The organism is Acetobacterium sp. MES1 (assembly GCF_002237635.1).
In the GTDB taxonomy this organism is placed as follows: Bacteria; Bacillota; Clostridia; order Eubacteriales; family Eubacteriaceae; genus Acetobacterium; species Acetobacterium wieringae.
Genome location: NZ_MJUY01000047.1, coordinates 1 through 21,341 on the forward strand (window position 1 = coordinate 1; position 21,341 = coordinate 21,341).

The 21,341-nt window shown below is 42.4% G+C and carries 23 protein-coding genes; all 23 read right to left on the reverse strand.

Annotation, left to right across the window (positions count from 1 at the left end):
• Positions 1–206: 206 nt before the first annotated feature.
• A complete protein-coding gene (locus BI182_RS12240; RefSeq protein ID WP_286808294.1) occupies positions 207–1,514 on the reverse strand; it encodes a flagellin N-terminal helical domain-containing protein in 1,308 nt (435 codons plus the stop codon).
• 308 nt (positions 1,515–1,822) lie between these two features.
• Positions 1,823–2,428 (reverse strand): hypothetical protein, encoded by a 606-nt coding sequence (locus BI182_RS12245; protein WP_286808296.1) that lies wholly within the window; start codon positions 2,426–2,428, stop codon positions 1,823–1,825.
• A 22-nt stretch (positions 2,429–2,450) separates the two neighbouring features.
• Positions 2,451–3,467, reverse strand: coding sequence for a flagellin N-terminal helical domain-containing protein (locus tag BI182_RS12250; protein ID WP_286808297.1), 1,017 nt, complete (start codon positions 3,465–3,467; stop codon positions 2,451–2,453).
• 56 nt (positions 3,468–3,523) lie between these two features.
• Positions 3,524–5,128, reverse strand: coding sequence for a flagellar hook-associated protein FlgK (gene flgK, locus BI182_RS12255; protein WP_286808299.1), 1,605 nt, complete (start codon positions 5,126–5,128; stop codon positions 3,524–3,526).
• Between the two features lie 21 nt (positions 5,129–5,149).
• Positions 5,150–5,647 (reverse strand): flagellar protein FlgN, encoded by a 498-nt coding sequence (locus tag BI182_RS12260; RefSeq protein WP_148637480.1) that lies wholly within the window; start codon positions 5,645–5,647, stop codon positions 5,150–5,152.
• A gap of 49 nt (positions 5,648–5,696) precedes the next feature.
• On the reverse strand, positions 5,697–6,002 hold the full coding sequence (locus BI182_RS12265; RefSeq protein WP_286808300.1) for a flagellar biosynthesis anti-sigma factor FlgM: 306 nt from the start codon (positions 6,000–6,002) through the stop codon (positions 5,697–5,699).
• 456 nt (positions 6,003–6,458) lie between these two features.
• Positions 6,459–7,490, reverse strand: a complete 1,032-nt coding sequence (locus tag BI182_RS12270) for a protein-glutamate methylesterase/protein-glutamine glutaminase (protein ID WP_070371909.1) — start codon at positions 7,488–7,490, stop codon at positions 6,459–6,461.
• A 14-nt stretch (positions 7,491–7,504) separates the two neighbouring features.
• A complete protein-coding gene (locus BI182_RS12275) occupies positions 7,505–8,008 on the reverse strand; it encodes a chemotaxis protein CheW (RefSeq protein ID WP_026395950.1) in 504 nt (167 codons plus the stop codon).
• Positions 8,009–8,348: 340 nt separating this feature from the next.
• A complete protein-coding gene (locus BI182_RS12280; protein WP_070371908.1) occupies positions 8,349–8,837 on the reverse strand; it encodes a chemotaxis protein CheD in 489 nt (162 codons plus the stop codon).
• A complete protein-coding gene (locus tag BI182_RS12285; RefSeq protein WP_084633694.1) occupies positions 8,834–9,451 on the reverse strand; it encodes a chemotaxis protein CheC in 618 nt (205 codons plus the stop codon). Before BI182_RS12285 ends, BI182_RS12280 begins: the two co-directional genes overlap by 4 nt.
• Positions 9,452–9,488: 37 nt before the next feature.
• Positions 9,489–10,928 (reverse strand): FapA family protein, encoded by a 1,440-nt coding sequence (locus tag BI182_RS12290; RefSeq protein ID WP_070371907.1) that lies wholly within the window; start codon positions 10,926–10,928, stop codon positions 9,489–9,491.
• Positions 10,929–10,972: 44 nt separating this feature from the next.
• Positions 10,973–11,674: a flagellar hook-basal body protein gene (locus tag BI182_RS12295; protein WP_070371906.1), complete on the reverse strand. Its 702-nt coding sequence runs from the start codon at positions 11,672–11,674 to the stop codon at positions 10,973–10,975.
• 59 nt (positions 11,675–11,733) lie between these two features.
• Complete coding sequence (locus tag BI182_RS12300; RefSeq protein WP_286808304.1) at positions 11,734–12,495, reverse strand: flagellar hook-basal body protein; 762 nt, start codon at positions 12,493–12,495, stop codon at positions 11,734–11,736.
• Positions 12,496–12,541: 46 nt separating this feature from the next.
• A complete protein-coding gene (locus BI182_RS12305) occupies positions 12,542–13,405 on the reverse strand; it encodes a sigma-70 family RNA polymerase sigma factor (protein ID WP_286808306.1) in 864 nt (287 codons plus the stop codon).
• A gap of 36 nt (positions 13,406–13,441) precedes the next feature.
• On the reverse strand, positions 13,442–15,502 hold the full coding sequence (gene flhA / locus BI182_RS12310; protein WP_070371904.1) for a flagellar biosynthesis protein FlhA: 2,061 nt from the start codon (positions 15,500–15,502) through the stop codon (positions 13,442–13,444).
• Positions 15,499–16,566, reverse strand: a complete 1,068-nt coding sequence (gene flhB / locus BI182_RS12315) for a flagellar biosynthesis protein FlhB (RefSeq protein ID WP_286808307.1) — start codon at positions 16,564–16,566, stop codon at positions 15,499–15,501. Before flhB ends, flhA begins: the two co-directional genes overlap by 4 nt.
• A gap of 24 nt (positions 16,567–16,590) precedes the next feature.
• On the reverse strand, positions 16,591–17,358 hold the full coding sequence (fliR, locus tag BI182_RS12320; protein WP_286808309.1) for a flagellar biosynthetic protein FliR: 768 nt from the start codon (positions 17,356–17,358) through the stop codon (positions 16,591–16,593).
• A gap of 22 nt (positions 17,359–17,380) precedes the next feature.
• On the reverse strand, positions 17,381–17,647 hold the full coding sequence (fliQ, locus tag BI182_RS12325) for a flagellar biosynthesis protein FliQ (protein ID WP_070371901.1): 267 nt from the start codon (positions 17,645–17,647) through the stop codon (positions 17,381–17,383).
• Positions 17,648–17,662: 15 nt separating this feature from the next.
• Positions 17,663–18,451 carry a flagellar type III secretion system pore protein FliP gene (gene fliP, locus BI182_RS12330; protein ID WP_070371900.1) on the reverse strand — a complete coding sequence of 263 codons (789 nt, stop codon included), beginning with the start codon at positions 18,449–18,451 and terminating at the stop codon, positions 17,663–17,665.
• Positions 18,444–18,800 carry a FliO/MopB family protein gene (locus tag BI182_RS12335; RefSeq protein WP_070371899.1) on the reverse strand — a complete coding sequence of 119 codons (357 nt, stop codon included), beginning with the start codon at positions 18,798–18,800 and terminating at the stop codon, positions 18,444–18,446. The genes fliP and BI182_RS12335 overlap by 8 nt, the downstream gene beginning before the upstream one ends.
• 17 nt (positions 18,801–18,817) lie before the next feature.
• Entirely contained in the window at positions 18,818–19,180 is a 363-nt protein-coding gene (locus BI182_RS12340; RefSeq protein WP_070371898.1) for a response regulator, read from the reverse strand.
• 51 nt (positions 19,181–19,231) lie between these two features.
• On the reverse strand, positions 19,232–20,320 hold the full coding sequence (fliY, locus tag BI182_RS12345; RefSeq protein WP_286808312.1) for a flagellar motor switch phosphatase FliY: 1,089 nt from the start codon (positions 20,318–20,320) through the stop codon (positions 19,232–19,234).
• Positions 20,317–21,330, reverse strand: coding sequence for a flagellar motor switch protein FliM (locus BI182_RS12350; RefSeq protein WP_070371897.1), 1,014 nt, complete (start codon positions 21,328–21,330; stop codon positions 20,317–20,319). Before BI182_RS12350 ends, fliY begins: the two co-directional genes overlap by 4 nt.
• Between the last annotated feature and the right edge of the window lie 11 nt (positions 21,331–21,341).

Here is a 21,341-nt window from a genome sequence, read left to right on the forward strand (position 1 = left end):
TAGAGCCTGAACATCTCTATCTTACATGGAAAGGTGATTTTTGGGTATAACCCTTTTGCCCACCACCCGCATAGCAGGTGGTTTATTATTTCGCACGTTTTGCGTGCTCAACAGACTAAAGTCTAAATAAATAGAAAAAACCGCCAATTTCTCAGCGGTTTTTCTTTTCTAATGTTAATGACATTAGGCAGCTTTTTTAAAATTAATTATTGTAATAATTGAAGTACGTTCTGTGGTTGTTGATTTGCCTGAGCAAGCATCGATTGAGCCGCTTGAGAAAGAATATTATTCTTGGTAAATTCCATCATTTCTTTAGCCATATCAACATCACGGATACGAGATTCAGCTGAACTTAAGTTTTCAGCTGATGTGCCTAGGTTGTTAATGGTGTGTTCCAATCGATTTTGAACAGCTCCTAATTTCGCTCTTTGAGATGAAACTTCAGCAATAGCATCATCAATTGTAGTAATAGCACTATTTGCAGTGGACTGTTTTGTTAAATCCAATGCATCAACACCAAGTTCTTTCGCACTCATGTTGTCAATTCCTAAAGTAGTAGATTGACCTGTGTTTGCTCCAATCTGGAAAGTTAATACATTTTTTGCATCAACTACAATCGAACCACTTGCATCAGCAGCATCATAATTTAGCTCAACATTTATTCCTTTAACTTCTTTACCAGCAGCGTTTGTAACTGTTATTTCTTCTTTCTTAGCTGTACCAACAGTAAAAGTAAGTGTTCCATCTGTTGCAGCACCAACTGAAATATCAATTCCACCTATTACTTTGCTTGTGCCTGTAGTATCGATTGATTCAACTAGTCTTCCATCAACATCAGTTAATGAAGCTGTTTTAGCTGTTGAATCTACCGTAATTGTGTATGTACCTGCCTTTAAATCGGTTGTACCAAGATCAGCTCCACTAAGTTGTACCGTTCCACTTGCATTTGCGAAACCTGTTCCTGTAGCAGAAATACCAGTAACGCTTGCTGCAGTGATATCAGTCACAACTTTATATGTGCCTCCAGCGACGCCCGCCTCAACACTGACATTATCATTTGTTACACCTGAAACACTTGTTGTTGTTTTAATAGCTTTATCACCATTTAACAGTTTTTGTGTATTAAATTCAGTATCGTTAGAAATTCTGTCAATTTCCTTTGTCAACTGGTTGATTTCTTTTTGAATTTCACCGCGATCTGCATCGGTGTTAGTATCATTTGAAGATTGTACAGCCAGCTCTCTCATTCTTTGAAGAATTGAATGGGTTTCGTTTAAAGCCCCCTCAGCAGTTTGGATTAGTGAAATACCATCACTGGCATTGCTTGAAGATGTGTTTAAACCCGAAATCTGACCACGCATTTTTTCTGAAATTGCCAAGCCAGCTGCGTTATCGCCAGCTCTGTTAATTTTTAAACCTGAAGATAATTTTTCTAATGACTTAGAAGTAGCCGCCGTGTTTGCAGATAACTTATTGTAAGTGTTTAATGCTGCAATGTTATGATTGATTCTCATTGTTTTTTCCTCCGTTTTTTTATTATTCTTTAATTTGTAGGCCTTCCTCCGTACGCAAGGTCCGCCAAATTATAAGCTTTTTCGCTCTTGTTATTAATATCGGCCAAGTTTTCTTTAACTTTAGAAACTTTTATACTTTTCTTGAATTTTTAATTGGCCTTTTTAATAACATGATCTTTCTTTGTTGTATTTATTATCGGCTATTGTGTCTATGAGTTTAGAACTTTTTCAAAAAAAAACAAAAAAGAAAAACCAATCTCAGCGTTTAAGTAAACTTGAACTATGATCAGTTTTTCTATTCTTTATCATTATACTTTTTCATCCAAAAGTGGTGCAACCGAACCATTAAGCTGCTGTTCAAACCCAAGTGGCGGTTTATAATTAGGGTCTGCACTGGGTGGTACATAGATCGGTCCACCGACATATTTAATAACAACGTCGGCTCGCTGGGTAACGACCAGCTTCAAATCAGGAGGCATAAACTCTGTTTTAAAATTGTCAACCGTCGGCATCGCACTTGGCAATGAAGCCATCGGAATGCTCAGCTCCATATTAGCGTACTCAGGATTAAGCTCGCTTTCCATTTTTCTTGCCATTGAATTAATGCTACGGTTGGCCTGGGTAAACCGGATCGCCCGGGAATCCCCATCTTCCATTTGAATATTCAGTTTTAGATTGCCGTCATCACCAATCTTGGCTGTTGCGGTATAGGTCGAGTTATCCCAATTATAGGTAGAACTGGGAACAAAGGAATCCTGAAGGTTGATGCGAATTGGGAGAGTCTGAACCGGCTGCGCTTCAATCTGATTTTCAGCTTGACGATTTTGCGCATGAACGGATGATAACGCCAGCGGTTCCTTCTCAACATATTCAATCTTAATTGGGACGGTTTCAATCGTAATTAACTGTTCCATAGCATTCTCCTTTCTTCCTTATTTAAGACATATAATCAAAAACGGACTGCTGTACCACACTTTGCCCCATTTGTAAGGCCGCCTGATAAGCGACCTTTTGACTTTGAAAAGCGATATAGGTATAGGCAGCATCAACACCTTCAACCTGAGTCTGTCGTTCCTGTAGGTTAAAATCCTGAGTTTCATAACGGCTAGTCATAAATTGCAGATACTGGGTTTTTGCACCAATTTCTGTGGTTGCTTGATAGGTTTTTAGACTGTTTTCCTTAAACATCCCATAAAGGCTATCGACTTTCTCAACAGAATAATCTCCATCTGATTTTTCAAATTCAGTTGCAATCCGTCCCAGCAGATCATATAGATTGTTAGAAACATCTTCTCCGGTGATTACTGAAGCATCAGTTCCCATCCCCATAAAGCTCAGCCCCGGAAATGAATAATTGAAAACTGAATTACGGTCAACCTCGCCAGTAGCATCATCAAATTTAACGCCCAAGCCAATATCGACATACATGCTGTCTTTTTCCAGTGTCTCTGCTTCAACTGAACCCTTAACCAGATCATCTAGTTTCACACCATTATACTGTAATTTTCCATCAACAACTTCAAATGGTTTCTGATTATTGCTGCCGCCAAACAGGTACATCCCGGTTACCTCGGTGTTCATAGTTTCCAGCATTTGAGCTTGGATGGTGCGCAGTTCACTGGCAATAATCTTTCGGTCACCTTCACTTTGGGTGCCATTCATCCCCTGCAATATTTTATCAGTGGCTTCAGCCAGCGATGATTCAATCTGACCTAACGTCGTTTCAGAGTTGGTTAGAAATCCATCGGCATGTTGAATATTATCCCGATATCCCTCTACCTTAGCCAGATTCCGTCTGATCTGATAGCCCCGTACTGCCGATGACACATCCTCAGAAGTTTTGGCGTATTTTCGTCCAGTTGCCACCTGGGTATTTAGTTTATCTAAATCTGATGACAAACTATTTAAATTGGTTGAATATTTTGAGGTCATCATTCGATAGGTAATTCGCATAATTTCACTTCCCTTCCTGTTATAATCGTTTTATATTTGTTTTCATTCTACGGTAATCAGACACCCATCCGATTAATAATCGTATCGAGATTTTCATCCAGTACGTTAAAATACCGCACCGCTGCTCCGTAAATCTTCTGGAAAGATGAAAGGTTGATTCCTTCTTCATTGAGTGAAACCCCAGAAACCGAGTCTCTGGCATCGGAAATGGTCTGGAACACGTTAGTGGCAGTTTTAGAGAAATTGGTATATAACTCCACATCCGTCCCCACTTCACTGACCACACTGGTCATGTATTCATTAAAGGTTCCATTTAAAATGGTATTGCCATTACTGTCCTTAAAGTCAACTTTACTGCTCATATTTTCAATCATTCGCAGCACATTGTCCGAACCAGCTGGCGTTGCTTCATAGCCTGTCGGAGTTGGATCAATGGCTGGCTTACGGGTGGTATTAATATATGATGGGTTACTGAGCCAGGCCGTTGACACCTGAATGTTTCGGGCGGTCAGGTTTGTAGTTGATGTACCAGACGCATCGGTAAAGAGATTCTTGGGATCGGTGCTGTAATCATTGAGCACATATCCGCCTGCACCATCCGATTCATAAATTTCACTGTTTAATTTATTCATGGTATCGGCAAACTGTTTGGCAAAAATGTCAATCTTTTCATTATAGTAATAAATGCCCTTGGCATCATTCTCCGTTGCACTGGCAAAGCTGCCTTTACCGTTGATAATGCTTAAATAGCCCTCAAGCTTACCGTTAGTGACGAGACTATTGGCATCATCTCTTAAATTGCCGGCCGTATCCGTAATTGAAAGTTTTACATCAAGGGGATCAATGGTGGCATCCAGACTCATTTCGGCGTATTTATCATTATCGACAATCAGGATGGGTTCGCCACCGCTGGGATTTTCAATGGTGATGCGATAATGCGGAATGGAGAGGTTCTCCGAAATCCGATCAGCGGGAGACATGCTAACTTTGACGTTGGAAACCTCTGAAAGCTTATCAATCAGCAAATTGCGCTGATCATACAGTTCATTGGGTGTATTGCCATAAATCTCTTCCCGTTGGATCTGTTCATTCAGCGCTGCAATATTTTTAACATAAGTATTAAATTCACTCTTAACGGTAACTTCCAGGTTTTCGGTTTGCTCTGTACGAATTTCATCCAATTGATTGGCATACATGTTAAGCATCTGGGTGACTTTTTCGGCAGCTGACCTCACCACCTGGGCAATGTCCGAGCTGGTTGGCGTTTGTGACAAACTCTGCAGATCGTTGATATAGCTGGACAATTCCCCCTGGAGGGCTTCGGCTGAGGCTTCGTCAAAGACATCTTCAAGGTTGCTAAGACCCTTAACCATGGTTTCGTAGCGGTTGTTTTCGGAATTCTGATTGCGATACCGGGCATCAATGTAAGGGTCACGAAGCTGAGTGGTACCGGTTGCCTTGGAGCCAAGGCCGGTTGAAACCACTGGCGTTGCATATTTTTCAACCTTTCCACTGGTGGTCACCGACACAATATCGACCCGTTGCCGGGTGTATCCTTCGGTATTAACATTGGAAATATTATTCCCCACGATATTAATGCTGGCCTGGCTGGCGTTCATGGCCCGACTGGCGATATTATATGATACAAATGTTGCTGTCATATCATTTCTCCTTAATCTATTTTAAACACTCTTTTCAAAAGCGCTGGGAAGTTTGACACTGCCTTCTTCTTTTCCATCTTCGCCATACGTCATTTTATCCTGTTTTGCTTTAAACTGAGCAATACTTTTATTGACGGTATGCAGTTTTGTCTGAAGCAGGGTCTGACATTTATCTTTATAAAACTTAATTTCTTTGGCTGTTTCTTTAAATTCGGCCAGCAATTCTTCAAATCGTTTTTGTTCTTCTTCGGGTAACTGTTTAATTACTTCAGAGATGTTTTCTCCACTGACACCCAGCTTTTCCATGTAGGTCGTAACATCCTGATCAAAAGTTTTAATTTGATACAAAAATATCTGCTGATGATTAAGGTTATCATTTAGCTCATCGATGCTATTGCTCTGAATCAGCATCAACTCATCTTTAAGTTTGGGTATGGTATCCCGATGAAGCTTAATAACCCCGAAAAGATAGTTATAAAAACTATCGAGTGTTTCTTGATATTCTTTTGTTTCAAGCATATTAAGCCTCCTCGAATCAAGTTCCCGACTGCTTCAAAGGGCCGGGAACTTATTTTAAAATCGCATCAACCAGATCACTGGTGGCTACGTGATAGGTACCGTTTTGAACGGCAGCTTTAAGCTCGCTTAAACGGTTTGAATCTTTGACGGTGACGTCATACAAAATGGCTGATTTAGCGGTGGCAACCCGGCTGTCTTCAAATGATCCGCTACGGCTGTTGGAAATATCGGTGCTGTCGGTCTTGGCAACGGGATTTTTCTTGTTTTCAGCATTAACACGACGGGCTGATTCGGTTGCGGTATCCTGACCAATTTTGGATTGAACAGCGGGATTATTGCCTAATGATATTTTCATGACTTTACCTCCTCTATATAATAATCTATTTTATTAAAATTTGTCTGAATTTTGGTGATATTTCTGCTTGTTATACTTATCGTCATTATAAAAGAAAACTTTAGCAAAAGAAAGAAAAATAATGATGGCGGGATGAAGAAAAAAATCCAGACCGCCGCTTAAGTGATGGTGTCTGGATTCAGGAGATGTGGGGGCGGGCGATCAATGATCGCCCCTACGGGATGAAGTGTTACGTTGGTTTTTTATTATTACACTGGTGGTTTTGGTTCGTAGGAGCGGGTAGTACCCGCCCGGGCAACGGCATGATTTTTTGATTAACATTCGATTTGACATCGACGTTGTGGGCGATCTCGGATCGCCCCTACGGGATGATGCATTACGTTGGTTTTTTATTATTGCGTTGGTATTTTTTAGTTCGTAGGGGCGAACCGTGTTCGCCCGTTACCAGCATCGGCCTTATTTCGACAAAAATCGGATAATTTCGTCGGCAATGCGATCAAGTGGCAATTGTTTGTCAACAGCACCGATGTTATAGGCCACCATCGGCATACCGTAGACTACCGAAGATTTTTCGTCCTGACCGATGGTGTAGGCTCCGGTTTTTTTCATCTTCAGGAGACCATTTGCGCCGTCCCGGCCCATACCTGTGAGAATAACACCCACCGACTGTCTCCCGGCCACAGCCGCCACTGAATCGAAAAGAACATCAACCGAGGGACAATGTCCGCTGACTTTTTCTTCCTGGGTGCATTTAACAATATAACCGGTACCCCGTTTGGCCAGACGCATCTGGAAATTTCCGGGGGCGATCAGAACCCGGCCGGGTCTTAAGGCGTCACCATCCTCGGCCTCTTTGACTTCCAGTTCGCAGGTGTTATTCAGACGCTCGGCATAGAGCTTAGTAAACACCGGAGGCATATGCTGGACAATGATAATCGGAGGCATATCCCGGGGCAGACTGGAGATTACCGTATGGATCGCATCGGTTCCGCCAGTGGAGGCACCAATGGCAATGATCTTACTCATCGTATCAATGCCCTGATTGGTTACCGTTCGGCTTGGTGTATAGTCGCTTTTGCGATTGCCAACCTTGGCGGTGGAGGCAATTTTTATTTTGATAATCAGTTCATTAACAAAAGATGCCATCCCCCCGGGGCGGGTGACATTGGGTTTGGTGACAAATTCCACGGCCCCGGCGTCTAAAGCATCGAGAACGTTTTTGGAAACCGAGCTGACGACAATGACCGGCAAGGGATACTGCGGCATCAGTTTTTTTAAGAATTCAATGCCATTCATTTTGGGCATTTCAACGTCCAGGGTTAAGACGTCGGGCTTTAGTTTAATGATCAAATCTCTGGCCATGTAGGGGTCAGTTGCCGTTCCAACGACTTCAATGTCAGGATCTTTCGATATTTCCCTTGATAAAGACTCACGAAAGACCAGGGAATCGTCTACGATCAGCACCTTAATTCTTTGCTTAAGTCTCATCACGGATCCTCCACTTATTTTTCTTCAAGCAATTCTTCAATCACTTCGATTTCTTCATTCTTCAGCAGGCGTTCACAATCCAGCAATAATTGAACCTTGCCACCAGCTTTACCAATCCCTTTCATAAAGCGATTTTCAAAGCCGGTTTTGTTGGATGGCGGTGGCGCAATTTCTTCATCGTCAATGGTCAGAACCTCTTCCACGTTATCGACAATCAGGCCCACCGAAACCGCTTCAATATCAATAACCACAATACAGGTACGATCATTATAGTCCACCGGTTCTTTGCCAAACTGCAGACGGACATCAAGCACCGGAATAATTTTTCCCCGCAGATTGATGATCCCTTTAATGTAGGTCGGTACCTCCGGAACCTTGGTAATCGACTGCATTCCAATGATTTCAGTTACATATTTTATTTCAATGCCAAATACTTCATCTTCTAAGGAAAAGGTTAGAAATCTACCGTGCTGAGTATCTTCTTCCAGATTGTAATTATCTACAACATTTTCTGCCATTATAAATCTCCTCTTCAAATATTTTTTAAAGTTTTCATTGTAACCATTATACTTGAAACGCCGAAAAAGGTACACCCTAATTTATTCATCTCTTTAACAAAATTCTTGTTCTCTTTTTACCCTGATTAATAGCGTTTAAACTTACTGTGAATGATGTGTAAATTTATATTCAAAAAAATGCTGAGCACAACGTGTTCAACAAATAATTGGTTATTTTGATTTAAAACCATATTAATAAATTAAAGAACCTTGAAAATTGAACTAATCGAATTATTCAAGTAGTGTGCGGGCGATCTCGGATCGCCCCTACGAAATAATACTATATTCAACTGAACTAGCTTTAAAATTCCTCAATCCGGCGATTCAGAGACTGTATCTTCATAATTCCCGTAGCCAGATCAAAATATTGGGTTCGTCCAAAATTTAGTCCCGTATCTTCGGCCAGAATGGGAATCCGTAGCTGGCTCAATACCTGCTTGACGCAAAGAATATTGCGCTCCCCGATGGCGCCCAGCTTGCTGCCAGGCTGAACCTCAAACATTTGGGCTCCACCAGCAATTTTTGCAACGATGCGGTTATTGCCGCATCCGGCTCGTTTCATCTCGTCTACCAGATCCACAATGGCAGTATCTGCAAATTTTTTGCGATTGATGTCCTTATTTGAAAAATTAGTACTGTCCGGTAGCATAATATGCGATAAACCGCCAACCTTTGTGACTTTGTCATACAAACATACGCCCACACAGGAACCCAAAGCATAGGTGACCAATACTTCCGGGCCTTTGGCTAATTTATAATCCGATATTCCAATTACAATTGCCTGACTCATATTTCCAGCCCTAGTTTTTGCATAATCGTTTTTAATGTATTGATCTCGGCAAACATAATCATGTTGCTCTTTAAATCGTTGGTTTCGCCCAGGAAATTTTCTTCAATAAACATTAATTTGTCACCAATTGCACCAAATTCAATAATCGGCACACTCATCAGAGCCCCGACCATGTCGATGGCCACATAGGGAACGGATACCTCAATGGTCAGCCCAGTTAAGGCCGAAATGGCATTGACATAGGATGAAGCCAGAATATTTCCAATTTCTTTGATGCCGGAAATCTTCATTTCGCTGAGTCCTTCTTCGCCATCATCTTCACCCACCAGAATGTCCATAATACTTTTTGCATCTTCCACGTTAAGTAAAAACATAATCATCCCGTGAGCGTCGCCGCTGAAATTGACCAGCACCGCTACTGTCATGGTTTCGGCCCCGCCCAGATTGGCAACTGCCTCATCAAAACCGGTGATCCGAACCGAGGGAACACTCATGTCCACCTTTTCATCCAGGATTGTGGCCAGCGCTGTGGCCGCATTGCCAGCCCCGATATTACCGATCTCCCGGAGCATATCAATTTGCATTTCATTCAGTTCATCATAGTTCTCGAACAAATTTATACCTCTTTCTCCTCAATCATTTTTCTCTTTATTACAGCATTCCGTTTATAATCGTATCGTTGTCCCAATATATTTTGCAGTGATCCAGGCTGTCGAATTCGAATGAAAAGGGCATTTCGCCAAAATAAATCCGGGTGCCCCGGTAGAGTTTTCGTTTTGCTGAAACTGATCCGTAATAAGAGACACTGGCTCTTTTTTTGACATAAATAATGGCATCTTCTATTTCAGCTATTTCTTTTTTCAGATTCAGTAACTGTCGGTCAATCTGTTTTTTCAGAGTGGCGATCTGTTCCATGGCGGGGCTGTCGTGTTTACGACTGAGCATGTCCTTCTTTTCCTGAGCCAGCAACAGCGCCGTTACCTGGGCTTCTTTTTCGCCGCTATCCGCCAGCTGCTGCCGGACTTCTGCCGCCTTTGCGCTTAATCGGTCGATTTCATCCTGATCAATGATTTTTTCTCCCAGAATCCGAATAATCGTGGGATATTCCCGATCATTTCCAATATCCCTGGCGACCAGCTCACCCAACAATTGTATTTCACCACCAACCACCAGTTCTTTACTGCCAGATAGATAAATATTACCATTACAGGTGATTTTGCCATCAATAATATAATCCACGGTAATATCACCGTCAACGTGCAAAACAGCATTTTCGATGTAATTGCAGCGGAGATCCTGACCGACGATCACATCTCCGGAGCTTCCACCATAGATACCCTTGGCAATGACCACATTCCCGGCAGCCTCGATTTTAGCATCTTCAACGACCCCTTTAATGATCAGATTACCCCCGGCTTTCACCGAAAAGCCGCTGCTGACATCCCCATCAATGGTCACGTCTCCAGGGAAATTAATGTTGCCGGTGGAAAAGTCGATATTCTTACGAATGTGCATCATCTCATCAATATTAATGGTATTGATAAATTTGATAATACCGTCACAGTCTGCCAGCAGTTTGGATTCATCGGCAGTCAGGCTGGTATTTTTGCCAGCTGGTATCTGGGGCTTTCTGCCTTTGTGGGCCGGAATCACCTGTCCATAAAGGTCTATCCCGTCAATTCCCGGAGTTTCTTTGGTAATCTCGCATAAAACCTGCCCCTTTTTTACCATCTGAAAATAATTAAGATTTTTATAATCAATGGTTTCATCTTCGCTGTATTCCGGTTTATAATCAGCGTCTTTTTTTACCAGCAGTTTGACGACCCCATCATTCCCATCAATCGGGTCAGTCGCTTCGGCGACCTTGATCCGAATTTTGTAGATCGGTCGCTGGGCCAGCTTTTCCACCGCACTTTCGATAATCCCGTGGACAATCTGGTTCTCAGCCAGAGCGGCCAGTAACTCTTCTCTGGTAAAAACGGTGTTGCCTTCTTCCTGTTTCTCCAGTTTGATAAAAGCCTGTTTTTTATCATCACTGACACTGACTTCAATCAAGGCTGCATGTTCTGTTTTGGCATTCTCCTCACACATAATCCATCCCCTTTTCCCTACGCTTTTTCTTTATTTCATCTTATTTATCTAAGTTGATTTACCGTCTTTTCCATGTCATCCGTGGATTGAATGATTCGTGAATTGAACGAAAAAGCACTGTTGGCCTGAAGTACTTTAACCATTTCCGAAGCTGAATCGGTCGCTGACGATTCAATATAGCCGGTTCTGATAATGCTGACGTTGTCTAACTGAGCGGCGCCCGAATCGGCCGTTGGTGCAAATTGGTTGGCACCTAACAATTCCAGACCATAGCGATTAGGAAATGAAAAAACACCGATTAATTCACTATCATAGCCAGCAGTGATATTGATTCGGTTGTTGTCTTTCCCCAAGACATAGTTACCGCTGATATCCACCAGATATTTTTGATCACCTTCGACGCTGGCGTGAAAGACGCCATCCCGGGTATAGGTAACGACATTTGTTTCCCGATTAAGAATTCCGAAAAAGCCGTCACCTTGGATGGCACAGTCCATCTCTCTTCGGGTGGGTTCCAGTTCCCCCTGGGTAAAATCAATCCCGATTTTCTGTACTTTGGCACCGTGTCCCGTACTGATGTCAGCACCGGCTCCACCGTTGATGTTTTCATATAAGAGCGATGCAAAAGCCACCACCTGAGGTTTAAAGCCCAGGGTATTAATATTAGCCACGTTATTTCCAATTACATTTAAGGTATTTTGCTGGCTGATCAGGCCAGTTTTTGCTGCATAAAATCCTCTAATCATGCTCGTTTTTCTCCTTTTTCGTTCCGGTATTAGTTATCCGAAATACTGCGATCCCGCTATTAGCCAACCCTACCAATGGTATTGGAGGCAATTTCACTGATCTTGTCGAATATTTTTAACATCTGTGTGCACGATGTAAAATTATTCTGTTTGGCAATCATGTCACTCATCTCTTCGGTCATATCGACATTTGATCGTTCAATCATCTCCTGAAACAGGTTGAAGGTTCCCGCCGGAGCTAATTGAAAGCCGGTGGCACTCTGAAAATACCCTTCTCCGACCGGGGTTAAATCGGCAGCGTTAGCCACCGTTGAGATATTGATCTGGGTTACTTCTGCACCATTTTGAACAATGGTGCCGTCCGGTTTCACCTTGAAATCACTGCCAGCCAGTTGAATCGGCTGACCGGCTGTGTTTAAAACCTGACCAACCCCTGGGAGCGTTAAAAAGCCCTGTTGATCCAATTCAAATTGACCATTCCGAGTCAATACCTGTCCAAAATTTGGATTCTGGATGACGAAAAACCCCTGACCTTGAATGGCCATATCCACCGACCGGTTGGTTGTTTCAAAACCGCCCTGAGTAAAATCAATATACTGCGCGTCGTTAATTGTAATGTAGGCACCGGGGCCAATGTCAGCCTGAGCAATTTGGGGATCAGTGCTCATCCGTGAGGCCATGTATTCGGCAAAGGTTGCCTGGATTGTTGACTGGTTTTTGTAGCCGGCCGTACTAACGTTGGCAACGTTCTGAGCCACGACATTAATGGCTCGCTGTCCGGATAACATCCCAGCTGCGGCTGAATAGGATCCTCTGTCCATTGTAATACCTCCTAATTAATAATTCTTTAATTTAATAGTTCTCTTATCAATAATTTTTTAAGCGATTTCTCATTTTTATCATCGCCTGAGAGTGAATCTGCGACACCCGTGACTCGGTCACACCCAATACCTCGGCGATTTCTTTAAGTTTTAAATTTTCATAATAATAAAGTGAGACTACCAAACGTTCCTTTTCCTTTAACTGATCAATGGCTTCTCCCAACTTCATTTTCAGTTCATCAAACAGGATGGTGGATTCCGGAGAGTCATCCGCTCGCTCTTCGGTAATCAGCGGCGAGACTTCCATCATTTTTTCGTTGATGGCTTCTTCATATGATAAAACAATGGCATTATGCCGCTGCTGTAAAATCTTCTGTAGATTAGCCTCCGATATACCCATTTTGGCGGCAATTTCTGCTTCACTGGGTTCTCTTTCCAGAGCAGCATATAATTCGCCATAAGTTTCTTCCAGCACCTTTGAAAGACTCCGCTGGCTGCGGGGGACCCAATCCTGCTTACGCATAAAATCAATCACTGCTCCTCTGATTTTTAAGGTAGCAAAAGTTTCAAATTTATTCCCCATCTCCGGGTCGAACTTTTCAACGGCATCAATCAGAACAATCATCCCCTGGTTAACCATATCGTCCAGCTGCCCGAAATTGTTGTAACTACCCTTAAATCTTAACACAATTTTCTTAACCAGACCGGTATATTGCAGAACGATTTCGTTCCGGATCTCAGTCGTGCGCTGTTCTTTATAGAGTTGCCAGAGCGCCATCGTCTTCTCATCGACAAGCTTTTCTGTCACTGGTGTCTCCACTGACTGCTCAAGCATCTGATCGACTGCCTGTTCTTCCGATACATTATCATTCAGTTCATTTTTTTCGCTATTTATTTCTGCAACATTCATTCTGACACTCCTTATTTTTAGAAGGATTTGCGTTGATTAGTTTTCCAACTTTATCATACCGATCACCTGAATCTGAATATTGGTATCTATTTCATTAAAGGATAGGACGGTTAGGTCTGCCATAAATTGTTCAATTAATCGCTTAAAATAAATACGCACAATTGGGGAAGTGAGAATAATCGAATGATCAATGATTTCCTTGAGTTTTTCAATTTGCTCGGTTACCTTTTCGACAATAGTTTGCACCACCTGAGGGTCGATGGCCAGATAGGTGCCATGCTCGTTTTTCTTCGCCGAATTGAGGATGATGTTCTCAATTTCCTGATCCAGCGCAATAACCTTGATGCTATTGCCATCGGTGTATTTTCTAGTGATGGTTCGTTTGAGTTTCTGTCTGACGTATTCGGTAAGCATATCAGTATCCTTGATACTGGTACCATGATCTCCCAGGGTTTCCAGGATGCTCTCCATATCCCGGATGGGGATTCCTTCATTTAAGAGGTTGATCAGAATTTTCTGGAAATCAGCTATCGAAATAATATTGGGAATGACATCATCGACAATGGCCGGGTTGGCTTTTGAGACGTTTTCCAGCAGCGTATTGATGTCCTGACGACTCAGCAATTCATGCATATGCTTCTTGATAACCTCAGACATATGAGTCACAATCACCGAAAGGGCATCAATAACCGTGTAACCGTAAACCTCAGCCAATTCTTTCTCATTTTCTGTGATCCATTTTCCCTTAATACCATAGGCTGGCTCAATGGTTTCAATCCCATCAATGGGTTCGCTGGTATTGGTCGGATCAAGAGCCAGATAATAGCCAACCAGAACTTCGCCCTTGGCAATTTCTTCGCCTTTAATCTTAATTATATACTGATTGGGGTTAATGAGTCCATTATCTCTTAATCGAACAGTGGGAATAACCACGCCCATGTCCATCGCAAATTGTTTTCTAAAAATAACGATCCGGTCGATAAAATTCCCGGAGCTGCCTTCATCCACCATCGGCAAAAGGGAGTAACCAAACTCCATTTCAATCGGTTCCACCCCGATTATATTATAAACATTATCGATGTTACGGTAAAAATCAACTTCACTGCTTTCTTCCTGAATCAGCTGGGTCATCTGCTCAACCTCATCCACCACCACTTTGACATTGGAGCGACGGATTATCAGTAAACCAAATCCGCTGAGCATGACCGCTAACAGCAGGATTTGAAATGCTGGTGCGCCGGGAATAAAAGCCAGGGCCGCAATACCAATCCCGGCAATGACCAAAACCTGGGGTTGAGATAAAAACTGGTTCTTGACATCCACATTCAGGTTGTTTTCCGAAGCGGCCCGGGTCACAATCATGGCGGTAGCCACTGAAATCATCAGTGCCGGTACCTGGCTGACCAGACCATCCCCAACGGTGGCAATGGTATAAACCGAAACCACTTCTTCAAGGGGCATGGATCCCTGAACCATCCCGATAATCATTCCACCGACGAGATTGACGACCGCAATAATCATTGAAGCGACCGCATCGCCTTTAACCAGCTTGGTAGCCCCATCCATAGAACCATAAAACTCGGCTTCGGTTTGAATTTTCTGTCGCCTTTCTTTGGCTTCGGCATCGGTAATTGCCCCGGAACTAAGATCGGCATCAATGGACATCTGCTTTCCGGGCATGGCATCCAGCGTAAATCGGGCCGATACTTCAGAAATTCGCTCAGCCCCCTTGGTAATTACGATAAACTGGACAATAACGATAATGATAAAGACGATAAAACCGACAACGGCATTACCGCCCAAAACAAATGAACCAAAGGTTTCAATGATTTTCCCAGCTTCTCCGCCGTTTGAAAGAATCAATCGGGTTGAGGAAATGTTGAGGGCCAGTCGCAACAGCGTTGTAATAAGGAGCAGCGATGGAAAGATCGAAAAGTCCAACGGCCCTTTGATGTACATGGTTGTTAAGAGAATAATCAGGGATATGGATATGTTTAAAATAAACATAAAATCCAGAATAAATGGCGGCAGTGGTATAATAATAAGGGCGATTGTCAGAATTACAAAGACAACGACAAGGTTCTGAATGATTTTCATTTGACATTTTCCTTTTTACGTGTGCTATAAACCCAAGCCATTAATTCTGCTACAGCTTTGTAGAGTTCTGCCGGGATGTAGGCATTAATCTCCACCGATTCATACAGACTGCGGGCTAACCCCTTATTTTCTTTAACCAGTACCTTGTTTTCCTCAGCGACTTTAACAATCCGCAGAGCAATATGGTCTTTCCCTTTCGCCAATACCAGCGGGGCCACATCCTGGTCGGCATCATATTTTAAGGCCACCGCATAATGGGTTGGGTTTCTGACAATGACATCGGCCTGTGGGACCATCTGCATCATCCGGCTCATGCTCATTTCCCGTTGTTTTTGCCGGATTTTCCCTTTAATTTCGGGGTTTCCTTCCGTCTGCTTATATTCGTCTTTGACTTCCTGCTTGGTCATTTTGAGTTTTTTTTCATAGTCGTAACGCTGATAGGCATAATCCAGAATGGCCACAACCGCAAAAATCATACAGACAGTCTGAACCATGGACATGGTCTGATCCATCATAAACATCACATTTTCATCAATCTTAGTGATTAGCATATCCGGTGTCATTGGAATCATGGCCAAAATGGTGGTATAAATAATGGCAATGATCAACGCTACCTTGGCCAGTGATTTAAGGAGCTCTACGAGTGATCGCAGTGAAAACATCCGCTTGATTCCTGATAGTGGATTAATTCGGTTAAATTTTGGTTTTAATGCATCCCCAGTTACCAGAAAACCAGTTTGTACCCCTGACATAATAACTGCAACAAACATGATTACGATTGCCACCGGCAGCACGGAAATAAAAAATACCAAAGCCCCTTCCCGAAATAACTGATTAACCCCGGACACGGTAAGGGTCTCCACGGTCATTATTTTCTTCATTTGGGCAATATAGAGATTCTTGATCTGCTGATAGATAAATGGCACCAGCAGGTTTAAGATAAAAAAAGCCACAAAGAGAAGCACCACAGAGACGACATCTTTACTTTGAAAGGTATTCCCCTTTTTTCGCTCATCTCTTCTTTTTTTTGGGGTTGCTTTTTCGGTTTTTTCTGATCCTGCCATTCTTTTCTCCGATTATTAGCGATGTTAGACAAAAAACGTCAGTACCTGAGTTATTTTTTCCATCATCAGCAAATTCATTTGAGTCATAAAATTAGCCAATGCCGGGATTAAAGTGAAGATAACAATTAAACCAATGAAAACTTTAATTTGGATATTGATAACAAACACATTGATGTTCGGTACCAGGCGCATCAGGATCCCTACTGCAAATTCGGACACGATTTCAGTGACGATAATGGGGATCGCTACCTGTACGGCATAGATAAAAATATAGTACATCAATTCGATAAAATATACAGCCACCTTATCACTGACCTGTCCAACTCCCAGCGGAATAACCTGAAATGATTTAATCACTACGGTAAAGAGGGCCAGATGCGCATTTGAAATAAAAAAAACAAGCACGTACATCGCAGTCAACAAATTTCCGGTCACTGAGATATTGGCCTTGGTGGCCGGGTCATACATGGATGCCATACTCAAGCCCATTTGCATATCAATAACTTCTCCACCCAGTTGAAAAACTGAAAGAAAAAGGGTCATGATAAAACCAATTACAATACCTATGATAAAGCCCTGAAGCATCGCCCCGATAAACTCAATCGAACTGTAATTAATTACCTGGGTCGTTCCGAGTTCAAAGACAGCAAACATCGCAATGGCCAGAGATAAACCAACTTTCACGATACTGGGGACACTGTTTCGACCAAAAATCGGATTAAAAAAAATCACCCCGGCGGTTCGACAGCTGGCAAGCAAAAAAATCAAATACTGGTTCATGTCAAATGTCACATTTATCACCCATATTTATCTGTTAGATCTTGGTGGCAATCAGCTCAAAAATCCGAAAGACCAGATCCATCATCTGTTGAAGCATCCACCCACCGGCAATAATCATCATCAGTGCGGTGATGATCAGTTTGGGAACAAATGTCATGGTCTGTTCATTGATGGATGTAGCTGCCTGAATAATTGAAATAATCAAGCCCACCAGCATACTGATCAACAGGATGGGACCTGCCACCTTCATCCCGGTAAAGATTGCATCTCTAAAGATACCAATTAAATCACCTGTACTCATTAGCTGCTCCCTTCTTTAATTGTAGGTCATGATCAGGGTTTTGACGAGTAACCCCCATCCATCCACCACCACAAACAACATCAGTTTGAATGGCATGGAAATCATAACCGGTGGCAGCATCATCATCCCCATGGACATAAGTACACTCGAAACAATCATGTCAATGATCAGAAAAGGGATAAACAGCAAAAAACCAATCAAAAAGGCCCGTTTCAATTCACTGATGATAAAGGCAGGAATCACAACGGTCATGGGCAAGTCTGCTGGCGACACGTTTTCAATACCGGTTTGGCCTGCCTGTATTGCCAGACTTTTAAATAAATCCACATCCGTGGTGGTGGTTTGCATCAACATCCATTCTTTAATCGGCACCACTGCCAAATCCAAAAATTGCTGGGTGTTTATTGTACCGGCATTGTAGGGTTGCAATGCCACCTCATTGATCTCGGTTAAAACCGGTGACATTACAAAAAAGGTGATGGCCAGCGCCAGACCCACCAGAATCTGATTGGGAGGTGTTTGTTGCAAGCCTAATGCGTTTCTTAAAAACGACAGAACAATAATAATTCTGCCAAAACACGTCATCATTAAGAGCAGCGTCGGTACAATCGCAATCAATGTCATCAGAACAATGATTTTTACCGTATCCGAGCTTTCCCCAGCCAACAAACCTTCCACCGACAACTCGGCACCATAAGCTTTTACAGCAGTCAGAGAAAACAAAATGGCTAAGACCGTAAGGCTAATCAGTATTTTTTTTAAACGCACACTTCTATTTTTTGATGTCTCAATTATATCATTCATTCTGTTTTTCCTTTTGAGAAAATGATTTTACCATACTCAAAAAGCTCTCTTTAGATAGTTCCTGCTTTTTTTGATAAGGAATAGGCTCATCCAATTGTGATAAAATTTGAATGTTATGTTCCGTGACGCCAACCAGGTACTGAACTCCCTGGATGTCAACGATAATAATTGAACCGTTTTTCCCGACAATTAATCGTTCGATGACTTTCATATGGTGTTCGCCTGATAATGATCCTGGCCGTTTGATGAACCGTTCAATATACCATCTGCTTCCATAATAGGTTAAAACAATGACCCCGATGGTTCCCAATAGTGCCAGAATAATTGAAAATACATCACTCGAACCCAATTTGAACCTGCTCTCTTTTATTTGCCAAGGGCACTATTAACGGTTTGAAGGAGACGATCTGCTTTAAATGGTTTTACAATAAAATCCAGCGCACCATTTTTGATGGCTTCGACGACCATCCCTTCCTGACCCATGGCCGAACACATAATAACCTTGGATTGGGGCTCAAATCCTTTAATTGCCTGAAGCGCCTGAATACCGTCCATCACTGGCATTGTAATATCCAGAAGCACTAAATCCGGTCGATTTTCTTTGTATTCTGCCAGGGCAATTTCGCCATTTTCAGCTTCGATAAAATCGGTATAACCACCCTTTTTTAAACTATCCTTGATCATCATCCGCATAAAAGCCGCATCATCTACAATTAAAATTTTACTCATTTTCTTCTCCTTTAATTCATACTTTGAATTTATTATCTATACTAATTTCTGCTATTTTTTTTGTTCAGAATTATCTCTGACTTTAATAATTTCGGTAATTTTTACGCTATAGTTATCATCGACAACGACCACATCACCCCGGGCAATTAATCGTCCGTTGGCAATGACATCCACCTGATCGCCTGCCTGGCGATCCAGCTCAACAATATTCCCCAGTGTCAACTCGGCGATATCTTTTATTTTTTTTCTGGTTCGGCCCAATTCGACCGTAATCTGAATTGGCACAGACATCAGTAAGTCCAGATTGTCACCAGGGATATTCATTGGTTGCTCTTCACCAAGTTTTCGATATTCATAGGGATTGACCTGCACCGGTTGTTGGGGTGGGGCATAAGCCGCTGGTGGCGGATCATTTCGAACCACCCGAGCCGGTTCTGCTGGCGGAGCCTGGGGTGGTTGCTGGTAGGCCACTTCCGGTTGTACCGGCGGGGGCGGGGGCGGGGGCGGGGCAACTTCTTCCTCATCGTCCATGCCACTGGCACCCATCGACATGGTTACAATTTCCCGGGCCAGAGCAGGTTCCATGGCACTGATAAATTCACTTTCAACCAGGCCTTCAATGCTCAGATTAAACTTTATACTAACCAGATTATCGCCCTTCAAGGAAAACAAATCACGAATACTGGCTTTACTGGTAGTATCCAGTAGGGTTGGCGGTGAAATATTGACGACTTTTCCCAGAAATGAAGCTAATGCGCCTGCTGCCGCTCCCATCATCTGGTTCATGATTTCACCAATGGCACTTTTGCTGATTTCATCAAACTCAATATCATCACTGGTGTCCATATCAAACAACTGTGACAAGATTTTTTTCATGTCCGACTCTTGTAACAGCAGGACATTAGCCCCTTCGATTCCCTCAACATAGTTAATCAAAACCCCGATTACTGGTTCAAGGTAAGCGAACTCAAACTCTTCGACTCCGATTGTTTCAATTCTTGGCGTCGTAATATTAACCTTGGTATTTAAAATGGTTGACATTGCGGTGGCGGCTGTGCCCATACTGATGTTCATAACCTCGCCGATAACATCAACTTCCATTCCGGATAGCTTATCTGGATTTTCTACTGCTTCTGTCATATGAATAGTTCACTTCCCCTCTCGTTAAGCTCTTTTATCTGAATCGCTCTTTTTTTCTTGTAATCACCCATTTCTCCCCTAAACCAGACTTCATCGTTGACAACAATATCAACCATCGAATTTGCCGGTTTATTCAACTTGATGATATCCCCAACTTCCAGCTCGTAAATATCCTGGGAGAGTACCTCCGTATCACCTAGGACACCTTTTATTTCCAACTCCGTCTTTCTGATTTCATTGATAATATTTAAGCGTCTCTTTTCCTCTGCCTGTTGATCGCCTCTTTTGATATTCTTCTTGGTTTGAGACATTTTCTTTTTAAAGAGCATATCCAGGGTTGTCGCCGGAATACAGATGTTAATCTTTCCCTGGGTTTCATTTACTTTAATACTCATAACAATAATGACGACATTTTCATCGGCCCCAATCCCCTGAAGAATTCGGGAATTGGTTTCAATTTTCATTAACCGGGGAGAGATTTCCAGATAATCAAACCAGACGTTTTTCATCAGGTTGATCATCCCTCTGAAAAAATACTCCATAACCCCAATTTCAATTTCAGTAAACTCCCGATCTTCCTTGAGGGGCTTGCCTGAACCGCCCAATAACCGGTCAAAACTGCAAAAACCAACGTCTTTGGAAAGATCCATGATGACCAGATCTTCTTCATCTTCGCTGTCTTTAATATCAAAATCAATCAGCCCCATTAAGACCGAATCGGGGAGGGCATTATTAAACTCGTAGTACTGCTGTTCTTCCACCTCGATTATTTCTACCAAACTGTATGTCTGCAGAATTCCTGTTATATGAGAAGACACCAGCCGGGCATAATTTTCATAAATACTGAATAAATGCTTAAGTTGCTCTCTGGTAAAAAGCTTTGGTCTTCTAAAATCGTAATCTTTAACCTTCTTACCGGCCACCGGACTTGGCGCTTCCGGCTCATCTTTACCACTGATCAGGCTGCTTAAAAGGCTATCAATTTGACTTTGCGAAAGAATTTCTGCCATTTCGTTTCTCC

What these genes read in the sequence shown, in the direction of transcription:
- BI182_RS12240 (WP_286808294.1), bottom strand. Translation starts at nt 1,514, where the DNA reads ATGAGAATCAATCATAACATTGCAGCATTAAACACTTACAATAAGTTA.
- BI182_RS12245 (WP_286808296.1), bottom strand. Translation starts at nt 2,428, where the DNA reads ATGGAACAGTTAATTACGATTGAAACCGTCCCAATTAAGATTGAATAT.
- BI182_RS12250 (WP_286808297.1), bottom strand. Translation starts at nt 3,467, where the DNA reads ATGCGAATTACCTATCGAATGATGACCTCAAAATATTCAACCAATTTA.
- flgK (WP_286808299.1), bottom strand. Translation starts at nt 5,128, where the DNA reads ATGACAGCAACATTTGTATCATATAATATCGCCAGTCGGGCCATGAAC.
- BI182_RS12260 (WP_148637480.1), bottom strand. Translation starts at nt 5,647, where the DNA reads ATGCTTGAAACAAAAGAATATCAAGAAACACTCGATAGTTTTTATAAC.
- BI182_RS12265 (WP_286808300.1), bottom strand. Translation starts at nt 6,002, where the DNA reads ATGAAAATATCATTAGGCAATAATCCCGCTGTTCAATCCAAAATTGGT.
- BI182_RS12270 (WP_070371909.1), bottom strand. Translation starts at nt 7,490, where the DNA reads ATGAGACTTAAGCAAAGAATTAAGGTGCTGATCGTAGACGATTCCCTG.
- BI182_RS12275 (WP_026395950.1), bottom strand. Translation starts at nt 8,008, where the DNA reads ATGGCAGAAAATGTTGTAGATAATTACAATCTGGAAGAAGATACTCAG.
- BI182_RS12280 (WP_070371908.1), bottom strand. Translation starts at nt 8,837, where the DNA reads ATGAGTCAGGCAATTGTAATTGGAATATCGGATTATAAATTAGCCAAA.
- BI182_RS12290 (WP_070371907.1), bottom strand. Translation starts at nt 10,928, where the DNA reads ATGTGTGAGGAGAATGCCAAAACAGAACATGCAGCCTTGATTGAAGTC.
- BI182_RS12295 (WP_070371906.1), bottom strand. Translation starts at nt 11,674, where the DNA reads ATGATTAGAGGATTTTATGCAGCAAAAACTGGCCTGATCAGCCAGCAA.
- BI182_RS12300 (WP_286808304.1), bottom strand. Translation starts at nt 12,495, where the DNA reads ATGGACAGAGGATCCTATTCAGCCGCAGCTGGGATGTTATCCGGACAG.
- BI182_RS12305 (WP_286808306.1), bottom strand. Translation starts at nt 13,405, where the DNA reads ATGAATGTTGCAGAAATAAATAGCGAAAAAAATGAACTGAATGATAAT.
- flhA (WP_070371904.1), bottom strand. Translation starts at nt 15,502, where the DNA reads ATGAAAATCATTCAGAACCTTGTCGTTGTCTTTGTAATTCTGACAATC.
- flhB (WP_286808307.1), bottom strand. Translation starts at nt 16,566, where the DNA reads ATGGCAGGATCAGAAAAAACCGAAAAAGCAACCCCAAAAAAAAGAAGA.
- fliQ (WP_070371901.1), bottom strand. Translation starts at nt 17,647, where the DNA reads ATGAGTACAGGTGATTTAATTGGTATCTTTAGAGATGCAATCTTTACC.
- fliP (WP_070371900.1), bottom strand. Translation starts at nt 18,451, where the DNA reads ATGAATGATATAATTGAGACATCAAAAAATAGAAGTGTGCGTTTAAAA.
- BI182_RS12340 (WP_070371898.1), bottom strand. Translation starts at nt 19,180, where the DNA reads ATGAGTAAAATTTTAATTGTAGATGATGCGGCTTTTATGCGGATGATG.
- fliY (WP_286808312.1), bottom strand. Translation starts at nt 20,320, where the DNA reads ATGACAGAAGCAGTAGAAAATCCAGATAAGCTATCCGGAATGGAAGTT.
- BI182_RS12350 (WP_070371897.1), bottom strand. Translation starts at nt 21,330, where the DNA reads ATGGCAGAAATTCTTTCGCAAAGTCAAATTGATAGCCTTTTAAGCAGC.